The sequence below is a fragment of the Micromonospora sp. CPCC 205554 genome, from assembly GCF_036902745.1.
Classification (GTDB): Bacteria; Actinomycetota; Actinomycetes; order Mycobacteriales; family Micromonosporaceae; genus Micromonospora; species Micromonospora tulbaghiae.
Map to the genome: position 1 here is coordinate 249,609 of NZ_JBAKHP010000005.1, position 10,478 is coordinate 260,086.

9 protein-coding genes and 2 pseudogenes are annotated in these 10,478 nt (G+C 72.0%); 4 read left to right on the forward strand and 7 right to left on the reverse strand.

The window, feature by feature from the left end:
• Positions 1–65: 65 nt before the first annotated feature.
• Genes V6U82_RS10260 through V6U82_RS10270 form a run of 3 tightly spaced genes read right to left on the reverse strand, consistent with a single transcriptional unit; the run spans position 66 to position 4,280 of the window.
• Positions 66–3,029 carry a helix-turn-helix transcriptional regulator gene (locus tag V6U82_RS10260; protein ID WP_334460700.1) on the reverse strand — a complete coding sequence of 988 codons (2,964 nt, stop codon included), beginning with the start codon at positions 3,027–3,029 and terminating at the stop codon, positions 66–68.
• Between the two features lie 35 nt (positions 3,030–3,064).
• Complete coding sequence (locus V6U82_RS31550; protein ID WP_436836996.1) at positions 3,065–3,412, reverse strand: DUF6596 domain-containing protein; 348 nt, start codon at positions 3,410–3,412, stop codon at positions 3,065–3,067.
• A complete protein-coding gene (locus tag V6U82_RS10270; RefSeq protein ID WP_334460702.1) occupies positions 3,387–4,280 on the reverse strand; it encodes an NAD(P)H-binding protein in 894 nt (297 codons plus the stop codon). The genes V6U82_RS31550 and V6U82_RS10270 overlap by 26 nt, the downstream gene beginning before the upstream one ends.
• Positions 4,281–4,346: 66 nt before the next feature.
• Here V6U82_RS10270 and V6U82_RS10275 point away from each other — a divergent pair, with 66 nt between their 5' ends.
• The 3 genes and pseudogenes from V6U82_RS10275 to V6U82_RS10285 all read left to right on the forward strand — a co-directional run.
• Positions 4,347–5,057, forward strand: a complete 711-nt coding sequence (locus tag V6U82_RS10275) for a helix-turn-helix transcriptional regulator (protein ID WP_334460703.1) — start codon at positions 4,347–4,349, stop codon at positions 5,055–5,057.
• Positions 5,058–5,213: 156 nt separating this feature from the next.
• Positions 5,214–5,351 (forward strand): annotated as a pseudogene (locus V6U82_RS10280) (helix-turn-helix transcriptional regulator); the annotation flags it as partial.
• 3 nt (positions 5,352–5,354) lie between these two features.
• A pseudogene (locus V6U82_RS10285) lies at positions 5,355–5,630 on the forward strand (site-specific integrase); the annotation flags it as partial.
• Between the two features lie 141 nt (positions 5,631–5,771).
• Here V6U82_RS10285 and V6U82_RS10290 read toward each other — a convergent pair.
• Entirely contained in the window at positions 5,772–6,431 is a 660-nt protein-coding gene (locus V6U82_RS10290) for a PKD domain-containing protein (protein WP_334460705.1), read from the reverse strand.
• Between the two features lie 176 nt (positions 6,432–6,607).
• Here V6U82_RS10290 and V6U82_RS10295 point away from each other — a divergent pair, with 176 nt between their 5' ends.
• Entirely contained in the window at positions 6,608–7,450 is an 843-nt protein-coding gene (locus tag V6U82_RS10295; RefSeq protein ID WP_334460706.1) for an aldo/keto reductase, read from the forward strand.
• Between the two features lie 408 nt (positions 7,451–7,858).
• On the opposite strand, the gene V6U82_RS10300 is transcribed toward V6U82_RS10295, so the two are convergent.
• From V6U82_RS10300 to V6U82_RS10310, 3 genes are all read right to left on the reverse strand, one after another.
• Positions 7,859–8,566, reverse strand: a complete 708-nt coding sequence (locus V6U82_RS10300) for a mechanosensitive ion channel family protein (RefSeq protein WP_334460708.1) — start codon at positions 8,564–8,566, stop codon at positions 7,859–7,861.
• A 473-nt stretch (positions 8,567–9,039) separates the two neighbouring features.
• Positions 9,040–9,699 carry a DUF1345 domain-containing protein gene (locus tag V6U82_RS10305; protein WP_334460710.1) on the reverse strand — a complete coding sequence of 220 codons (660 nt, stop codon included), beginning with the start codon at positions 9,697–9,699 and terminating at the stop codon, positions 9,040–9,042.
• Positions 9,700–9,940: 241 nt separating this feature from the next.
• On the reverse strand, positions 9,941–10,255 hold the full coding sequence (locus tag V6U82_RS10310; RefSeq protein ID WP_334460712.1) for a zinc-binding dehydrogenase: 315 nt from the start codon (positions 10,253–10,255) through the stop codon (positions 9,941–9,943).
• Between the last annotated feature and the right edge of the window lie 223 nt (positions 10,256–10,478).

Genomic DNA, 10,478 nt, shown 5'->3' on the forward strand with positions numbered 1-10,478 from the left:
TCAACCGCGAGACGGTGCTGCGATCCCTCAGGTGAGTGAAACAACCCGCGACCGCCGGCGGGGAGTCACTCCCCCGCGCCCGTGCCGGGCTCGGCGACCAGCCTCGCGCCGATCGCCCGTGCGGTGAGCGCCGCGCGCGAGGAGACCCCGAGCTTGCGCATCGCCGACTTCATCTGGCTCGCCACGGTGTGGTGCGAGCGGTGCAGGGCATCGGCGATCTCCCGGTTCGTCCGCCCCTCGGCCGCGAGGGCGACGACCTCCCGCTCGCGGGGCGACAGGTCGGGGCCGTAGCCCTTCCGGCCGCCGCGCCACACGCGCGGCACCCGGCGGCCGTGCGCGCGCAGGGTACGGGCGACGCGGTCCACGTCGAGGCTCGCCGGCAGGGACGACAGTCCACCCAGGACGGCGGTGAGCAGGTCGAGCCCCTCCGGGACGGCCCCGGCCCGGATCAGGCACCCCGCCTGCCGCTCGCGGGAGAGTGCCGCGCCGTACGGCCGGGGAAGCGCCGCCCAGGCCGCGGCGGCCCGGCCGAACAGGCCCGCCGCCGAGGCGTGGTCGCCGGCGGCCTCGGCGAGCAGGCCCCGGCAGTCCAGCACGGCGGCCCGCGGCGCCGGCAGCCGCCCGGCGGGCAACCCCCGGGCGAACGCGTCGACCAGGTCCTGCGCCTGTGCCGTGGCTCCGACGGCGAGCAGGGCCTGGACGCGGGCGGGCACCACGTCGGTGCCCCACAGCCAGACCCCCTTCTCCGCGACGACCTCGCACGGGTCGCGGGAGAGCGTCAACGCCTCGTCGGGCCGGCCCTCGCGCAGCCGGATCTGCACCAACGTCGCCACCGCCTCGGCGACGGTGTCCCAGGCCCCGGCGTCGCGGGCGCCCGCCACCGCGCGTTCGATCTCCCGCGCCGCCTGGACGAGGTCCCCGGCCGCCATGCGCAGCAGGCCACTGACCATGATCGGCTCGACCCGGCTGACCGGGTGGAGGTCGTCTGTGTCCGCCATCGTGGCCGCGCGCTCCGCGAGGCCGTCCCAGGCGCCCGTGAACCAGTCGAGGTGCAACCGGGTCGAGTCGACGAGCTCCCTGATCCTGACCTGCTCGTACTCGACGGCGAGCCGACGGGCGGTGGCGAGCCAGCCGCCGGCCTCCGCGTACCGCCCCCACCGCATGGCCCCGTCGCCGATGTTGAGATAGCCGACGGTGATGATCCGGCGGTCCCTGGCGGTCCGGGCCGTCTGCGGGATCTGCGCCGCCTCCGCCCAGCCGCGCTCGTCACCGAGTTGCAGCAGGGCGGGTGCGCGGCCGGCCGCGACCCGTAGCCGGTCCGACGGCTCCAGCGACCGCGCGAACTCCGCGGCCCGGTCCAGCCAGGTCAGGTGCCGGACCGCCGGCGAACGGCCGCGCGGCCAGCCCAGCAGCATCATGGCGACGGCGGGTGAGGCACGCCGACGGTCGAGGTGCGGCAGCGCCCGCTCCAGCTCGGCGTGCGCCTCGTCGAACTCCTCCATGTCGTTGAGGATCCGGGCGAGCTGGAAGCGGAGGTTGGCCTCCACCCCCGGATCCGGGACACCTCCGTCGAGCACCCGGCGCACGACGGCGGCGAGGTCCCGCAGGCGGCCCGGGCCGGTGAAGGAACCGAACGGCACCTTCTCCACCAGCGCGCACATCTGCTCGGCGGGCACGTCGCCGTTGGTCAGCACGTCGTGCAGCAGCGCGCCCGCGGTCGTCTCGTCGCCGGTCTGCAGCGCCACGTCCGCGGAGAGTTCCGCGTACCTGCCCCACCTCTCGCCGTCGCCGGCCTGCCGGAAGTGCCGCGCGAGCTGCGCCAGCGGTCGTGGGGTCACGGTTTCGAGCACCCGCCCGGCGCGCTCGTGCAGCGTACGGCGGTCCCGTTCGTCGATGGCGTCGTAGACGGCCCGGCCGGCCAGCACGTGGCGGAAGGACACCCTGTGGTGGTCCCGTCGGTGCAGCAGGCGGCGGGCGACGGCTTCGGCCAGGCCGGCGGCGAACTCGGCCGGCGGCAGTTCGCTGATCCGCGCCAGCAGGTGTTCGGCGACGGGATCGGCGACGACCGCGGCGGCTCGCAGCACTGCCCGGGTGGCGCCGTCGAGGCGGCCGGCGTGCTCCAGCACGGTGTCCCGCACCGTCGGGGGCACCACGATCTCGTCCAGGGGAAGCCGCTTCCAGCCCTGGTCGCGGCGGACGAGGTCGCCGCGTCGGGCCATCAGGCGCACGCACTCCTCGACGGCGAGCGGCACCCCTTCGGTGCGGGCGTGCAGGTGCTGGGCGAACTCGCCGGAGACCTCCTGGTTGGCCAGCATCGACGAGGCGAGCGCCGCGGTCTCGGACTCGTCGAGCGGATCGAGGACGACTCGCAGCCGTGCGCGATGCGGCCGGAGGCGTCCCGACAGGCGCAGCAGCCACGGGTCCCCCACCAGGTCCTCCGGGCGGTAGGCCACCACCAGGCTGGGCCCCTGGCCGTGCCGTTCGGCCAGGAACAGCAGGAACTCCCGGGTCGCGTCGTCGGACCACTGTGCGTCGTCGACGACGAGCAGGCCCACTCCGAGCCTGTCGAGCAGTTCGGCGAGGGCCCGGAGCACCCGGTGCCGGGCGGCGCTCGCGTCCCCGGCCGGCTCGGGGGTCGGCGGCAGGTGCTCCGCCCACTCGGGGAACAGCGGTCGCAGGGCGCCGGCGAGGCCGCTGAGGCTCAGGCCCGCCACCGTGCCGACGTCGGTGGCCAGCAGCGCCTCGACGATCGGTCCCAACGTGTACGGCTCGCGCACGGGCGGACAGACCGCCGTCAGCGCGCAGTGCGCACCGCCGGCGGGGGAAGCGAGGAACTCCTCCAGCAGCCGGCTCTTGCCGACGCCGGCCTCACCCTCGATCAGCACCAGCGCCGAGGTGTCGGCGAGCACCTGCTCCAGCCGGGCCAGTTCCTCCTCGCGGCCGATCAGCAGCGGGGCCGCCACACCGTCGACGTCCGGCTCCGCCGCGCCACGGCGGGGAGAGTCGCCGCCGACCACCACAGCCTCCACAGCTCGCCCGCTCGCACCTGCACAGCTGTCAATGATCATCGTTCAATGTGGTGGCCGGCGGCAAGGCGTCCCGCCCTCTCGCCCGGCACCACGGGTCTCGCCGTGACGCGTGGCGGACCCGTCGCGGCGATGGCGGACCGGACCTGGAACTCGCCCCGCCGATCGCGGGCGAGGGCCGCCCGCAGGATTTCGGCGCCCTCGGCGATCGACGTGCTGTCCCCCCGGCGACGGTCCTGCTCGCCCAGCGGCACCAGGCTGCCGTCGGGCGCGGTCCGGGCGGCGCGCCGGGGCCGGTCGCCCGCCGGCGGGACCGCGTCGGCGGAGGCGGTCGTGGTGCGGCGCCGGGCCGGGCAGGTGTCAGCGCGGCCGTCCGCCGTCCGCAGCGAGGAGGGGACGGAGGACGGCGTACGACCAGGCCGCCAGGGTGGTCGGCGTGGTGGTGGTGACGTCGCGGGCCTGCTCGGGCACGAAGCCGTCGCGCAGCCCGGTCGACATCCCGAGCATCGCATCGACCTGCTTCGCGCTCATTCCGGCACCGGCGAGCATCGCCCGCATCTCCTCGTCGGTGACCCGCCGGGCCCGCACGGGGTGCCCGGTCGCCCGGCCGACGATCGTGAGGGCCTCGTCCCAGCTGAGGTCCTCGGGTCCGTGTACGGCCCGGACGTGGCGGCCGGACCAGTCGGCGCGCAACAGCCACGGGGTGGCGACCCGGGCGATGTCGACGGGGGCCAACCACGCCATCGGCTGGTCGGTGGGAAGCACGACCGGCACCTCGCCGGCGCGCAGCTGGTCGATCTGCGGCAGCAGGTTGGTGAAGAAGAACCCGCAGCGCAGGTGCAGCACCGCCGCGCCGGTACCGTCGAGCAGCTCCTCGACCCGGGCCAGGCCGTCGATCTCGCCGGCGCCGTGCCGCAGCTCCGCACCCACGCTGCTCTGCAGCACGACCCGGGCGACACCCGAGCGGCTCACGGCGGCGGCGATCGACGCGCCGAAGCGTGCGTAGTCGGCCAGGGGATCGTCGGACATGACCGCCGGGACGGTGACGAAGAGGGCCTCGGCGCCCCGGACGGACTCCTCGACGGCGGCCTCGTCGGCGAGGTCGACGACCCGGAGGTCGACGTGGTCACGCAGGGCCGGGTTGAGACTCCCCGGGCGGTGTGCGAGCACCCGGGGCCGGACGCCGGCGCGGACGAGGTCGCGCACGACGTGGCGGCCGACGTTGCCGGACGGTGCGGTGGTGGCGATGGTCATGCAGGCGACGCTAACGCCGGATGTGGCCAGCTTACGGCCACATCTCCGGGCATCCTTGGTGCTGTCATGGATCACGATGTCGCCGCCCGCACCCTGCTCCTGCTGACCCTGCTCCAGACCCGGCCCGCCTGGCCGGCGGCCGAACTCGCCGAGCGCACCGGCGTCAGCCCGCGCACCCTGCGCCGCGACCTGCGGCGACTTGCCGAACTCGGTTACGAGGTGGTGGGCAGGCCGGGGCCCGGGGGCCACTACCGGCTGGCGGTGGGCGCCCGGGTGCCGCCGATGGTGTTCGACGACGACGAGGTGATCGCCCTGGTCGTCGGGCTCCGGATGGCCGAGCAGGGGCAGGCGGCCGAGGCCGCCGCGCGAGCCCTGGTCAAGCTGCGCCGGGTCCTGCCCCGGCGGCTGGCGGCCCTCGCCACCGACGTCGCCGCCCACAGCGAGACGGTCGTACTCGACCTGGCTCGGCCGCAGGACGCCCTCCTCGGACCGCTCACGGCAGCGGCCGCCGCCGACCTCGGGGTCCGCTTCGCCTACACCGACCAGCACGGAACCACCTCCCGCCGGCGGGTCGACTCCGTGCGCTGCCTGTTCGTGCGCGGACGGTGGAACGTGCTGGCGTACGACCTCGACCGCACCGACTGGCGGGTCTTCCGTCTCGACCGGATACGCGACGTGGTCGGCGACGGTGCGACGACGCGGCGCGATCCCCCCGCCGACGACCTCGCCACCTGGCTGCGCACCGACTTCGGCAGGTCGGCGACCGGCCGCGACTGAGTCCCGGGCCTGAACGGTGTCGACGGTGCTGCCGGGCGGGGGTTCCGCAGCGGGAGAGCTCGCAGGATCCGGCCGTTCGTCCGGCCGGCACGGAACGGGACCGGCGCGCCCAGCACCGGGATCGAGGCCCCCGACGCGCCGTTTCGGGGTGCGTCGGGCAAGCCCAAGAACACGCTCTACGCCTGGCACAGCCGAGGCGAGGGCCCGAGCGCCATCCGCGTCGGCAACACCCTGCGCTACCGGCGCAGCGAGGTCGAGCGCTGGCTCGAAGACCACACCGACGCGGAGCGGTGAACCATGGCCCGACCTGAACTGGCCATCGGCACCTCCGGGAAAATCCGGATCGAGAAACTCGGTCCGAAGAGATTCCGGGCGCGCGCCCGGTTCCGCGACTACGACGGCATCACCCGCGACATCGAAGCCACCGACACCACCGGGCCGGCCGCCGAACGGACCCTGAAGGCCAAACTCCGCGGCCGTGCCACGCCCGCCGACGACGAGATCACCCGCGAAAGCCGCATCAGCGCCCTCGCCGAACTGTGGGTCGAAGAGATCACCGCCGAGGAACGCATACCTGCCCGCCCGCGTGGGGCGAAGCCTCGTAGGCCGCCAATCGATGGGTGCCCGGAACCGAGGGCCCGGGCACCCATCCGACTTTACTGGTGCACCTGCAGTGATCCGCCATCCAGCGGTTGCGGATCGCTCATATCGAGGTCATAGCCCGCCTTGCCGCGGTTGTCGTACAGCAACGTCTCCTGCGGGTACTGTCCGGCCGGACAGCGGCCAGACGACGTGCCGCACGGCATCCGGTGTGTCCGTTCCATAGGCCACGAATCCGCAGCCGGGGACGCCGTTAACAGTGCCGGTGCCCTTCACCGCCACCTTCTGATGCACGGTGACCACGAGCCATTCCAGCGAGGTCGAGTCGAGGGCGAAGGCGGCTCCCTTCAACGACGCGGCCACCTTGCCGCCGCCGGGCACTGGACCCGTCTCACCCGGCAGGCACTTTGGGTTGAACTCGACAATCAGCTTGCCCGTCGCGGCCGGATCGTTGATGAGAGCACCGGCCGGGAAATTGAGGAAGCCACCCTGCGTGGCGAAGCTGCCCAGCGGCTCATAGACGATCAGCATGACGCTCGCCGCGTCGGCGACCCCGTCGTCGTCGGTGACGCCGGTGCTGATCGTGAACATTCCCGGCTGGGTGTAGGTGTGCTCGCGTACGCACTGCCGCCCGCGCGAGGTGAACGTCTGCGAGGTGCCGTCGTCCCATTTCGCCGCGCAGACGTGAGTGTCGTTGAGGCCGGGGTCGGTGAAGTTGGCGGTCAGTTTGACCGGTTCACCTCCCTTCGCGGTGCCGCCCGGTCGGCGGCGCATCGCTCGCTCGCGGCCGCCTTCCCGGTGTCGGCACCCGGAAACAGCCGTTCGAGGGCAGACAGTCCGGACATGCGCCCGCCGCTGCGCCGAGAATGGTCTTGTCTCGAGAGTGCTTCCTGTCCCAGCGGGAAGGCACTCAACAACCCACTGGTACCAGGACCGGGAAAGGTCACGATATGACTCTCGCCGCCGACGCGATCGAACTGCCGTCCGGCCAGACGATGCCCGTGCTCGGCCAAGGCACGTGGTACTTGGGTGAGCGCCCCGCGAGGCGACGGGATGAGCTAGCCGCCCTACGCACCGGGCTCGACCTGGATATGACCATGATCGACACTGCCGAGATGTACGGTGACGGTGCTTCCGAGGAGCTCGTCGGCGAGGCGATCGTCGGACGACGCGCCGACGTGTTTCTGGTCGACAAGGTGCTGCCATCCAATGCGAGCCGACGGGGAACCGTGCGGGCCTGCCGGCACAGCCTGCAACGGCTCGGCGTCGACCACATCGACCTCTATCTGCTGCATTGGCGCGGCACGCATCCGCTCGCCGATACCATCGAAGCCTTCGGCGAACTCGTCGAGGCCGGTGACATCGGGCAGTGGGGCGTGAGCAACTTCGGCCTTTCTGACATGCAGGACCTCCTGGAGGCGGGCGGGGACGCCTGCGCGACCAACCAGATTCTGTACAACCTCACCCGCCGCGGTCCGGAATTCGATCTGCTGCCGTGGCTACGCGAGCACCAGATCCCGGTGATGGCGTACTCGCCGATCGAGCAGGGCAGGCTGCTCGGGCACCCCCAGGTCGCGGAGGTCGCCGCCCGGCACGAGGCCACCGCTGCTCAGGTCGCGCTGGCCTGGCTGCTGCGGCAGGGGGCGATAGCGGCAATCCCCCGGTCGTCCAACCCGGAACACACACGGGAGAACGCGGAAGCGCGCGACCTGTATCTGGCTGAGGAGGATGTGGCGGCACTCGACGCGGCGTTCCCTCCGCCGACCGGCCCGCAACCGCTGGAGATGTTGTAACGTCCGGTTCGGCCAGCCCACGCGGCCGCCTCGTGAAGCCAGGCGAGATCGGCTTCGTCGGCCAAGTGACGCGTTTCTGCCTCGCCACGCGCAGTGGTTGGCCAACCGAGGGCTACCAGCCCGAGTACGGCGCGCGGCCCACCCCCGGCACAGATCCAGCGCGAGCGCCCATCGTTCCATCACTGTCGAGAGCTGACGGAACAGCACATGGAGGACCTGCTTTTTCTTATGAAATGGAGGAGGTTCGAGCTCGCGGTGGGCACCCAGGCTGCCGACCGGTACCCGGTCGGAAAACCGAGAAGCGGGCTCGGGACCTCGACGGCGGTTCTGTGCGCTCAGGGGTGGAACTCTCCGCGGGTGCGGGGCAGCCAGTCGGGGTGGTGGTCGCGCAGGTACCGGATGAGCCCTTCACGCACGTCGCAGCGAAGGTCCCACGCGCTCGGTCCGTCGGCCGCCGATGCCTGGACCTGGACGACGACGGTCTGGGGCGTTGCATCCACCATCTGCAGCCCACTGGTGCCGATCCCACAGCGGTGACGATTCGATGATCCGCCTCGTCTCGGCGCGGAGGTCGTCCAGGTCGGCGGTGTGATCGATGTGGAGCCGTGTCTCGCCGACCACCCGCGTCTCATGCCGGGTCCAGTTCTGGAAGGGGTGCTCGGTGAACCAGGTGGTGGGCAGGATGAGCATCCGGTCGTCCCAGAGCCGGATGACCACGTTCGTCAGCTTCACCTCCTCGACGCGCCCCCACTGCCCGTCGACCACGATCACGTCCCCCAGGTGGAGTCCGTCGGCGAACGCGACCTGGATGCCGGCGAAGGCGTTGCCGAGCGCGGTGCGTGCGGACAGTCCGAGCAGCGCGCCCACGACACCCGCCGAGGTGAGCACGGACAGCCCGATTGTGCGCAGCGGAGGAAACGTGATCAGGACCAGGCCGATCGCCACGACGGTCACCACGACCGAGGTGAGGCGCCGTACCGGTCGGATCTGGGTGCGGGCGCGGCGAGCCCTGCGGTCGGCCCGTGTCTCGCCCGGCAGCCGGCTGAACGCGGCCCTCTCGGCGATGTGCAGGGCGCGAAGCACCAGCCACGTCACGCTCGCGATCAACAGCACCACGACGACGCGCTGGACGGCACGGGGCCCCGGGCCGGGGTACGCGCGGATCCCGACACAGAGCGCCGTGAGGAGCAGCACGGCGACGGCAGGGCGTCGGGACGCGCGGTACAGCGGCGCGAGCAGCCACGGTAGCTGCGACCAGCGGCGCGACGCTGGACCTGCACGCCGGCCAGCAGGCACGCCGCGACAACCACGGCCACCGCGACCACCAGGACGGTCCTCGTGGTCACCAACCAGCTTTCCTGCTACCGGCAACCCTCATCGAGGCGCTCCCATCCGTCACGCTCGCCGTCCCGCGGCGCGCCCAAGCGGTCGGAGTCTCGATCCGATCGCCGCCGTTCGCCGCCTCCTGGTGCGGCCCGCGCGGATGTCCACCGCGCGCGTCGCGCGGCATCGTGAGGATGAGGACGACGCTCGGGTCGATTTCGCCCACTCGGATCCGTTGCCGCGACGCGCGCAGGGCATTCCCCGTGTCACGACTGGCCCAGGTTGGTGACGAGGTTGACGGCGACGGCCAGGATGCCAGTTCCGAAGGTGTACGACAGCAGCGCGTGTCCGAGCGCCACCCGGCGCATGCGGTTGCTGGTCGGTTCGTTCTCTCCCGGAGCGTAGGACATGCCAACGGTGAAGGCGGCGTATGCGAAGTCGGAGTAGGCCGGAGGATCGTCCCGCTTGAAGTCCATGCCACGGCCGTCGTCGCAGTAATAAATCCGGGCGTACTTGAACGCGAAGACTGTGTTCACCAGCGTCCACGCCAGCACCACCGCGACGACGCTGAGGATCACCAGCATGACAGCCACCACGTCCTGCTGGTCCGAGGCGCGGACGAGCGCCTCGGCCACGGCGACGAGACTGACAACGGACGCGATCAGGATCGCCGAATCGGTGGAACGGGAGCGCTGCTCCGCCTCGGCAAGCTGCTCTGTACGCTGCGGGCTCGCCGGCCAGCAGGACCACCACACCCACACCAGGATTGTGCCCGCCGCGATTGTCCAGATCACCAGCGGCGTCAATTCCGGCGCCCCCATCAGTGCGATGACCGTCCCGGCGACAACACCGACGGCCAGCGACCACAGGACACGCCTGACCGACAGCAGACGCCCCAGATCCCGCCCTCCCGATCCCTGGTCCATCCGTCGAGCGTTCCGGCTAGGCCGGATGGCGCACGGGAAATCTGGGGCTATCACCGGATCGGGCGTGAATCCCCCGAATCGCGGAGGCTCCGAGGACCGAGTTGTGGAGTGGTCGCCCCTGAGCCTCACACGGCTGGTACCGGGCGTCGGCGGCAAACGCCCGTTCAGCCGCTGACCGTCTTGCGAACCAGCACGGCCAATCCTCCCCCGTAGCCGCCGCACCCACCGCGGTGGCCGCTCGTCAGGCTTTGAGCACCACCTTCTCGCCGCCGCTGCGGCACGACATGATCGCCTGGCGCAGCGCGTGTGGGCGCTCGGTCTCGGAGCGGACCGCCTGCTTGACCCGGTCGTAGGCGTGGACGTGCGCGGCACCGTGGCTGGCCTCCATGCCGACGGCGTCGATGTACTTGTCCGGTCCTCGCCCGCCGGTCAGATCCAGCAGCCTGAACCGCACGTCGACATCGTCGAAATTGATCGTGGTGTGGCCCGCCCGCTCCGCCATCTGCAGCCGGTACGGCTCCTTGTCGATAGCGACGACCTTCGCGGCGCCGAGCACCCGGGCACTGTCCAAGCCCGGCCGCGTGTACAAGCTCCCGCGCCCCGACGAGCGGCACCGCTACTCAAGACGCTGGGGAGTCGTCAACGCCACTGATCCGGCGCACCGTGTCCGGCGCCGCCAACTGCGCGACGCCCAGACCGACGCTCATCCAGCCGAGCCCCGTTACCTTTTTGATCGTCCCCAGCCGGGGACTCCTCGGTCGCCCGGCCCGGTATGACTT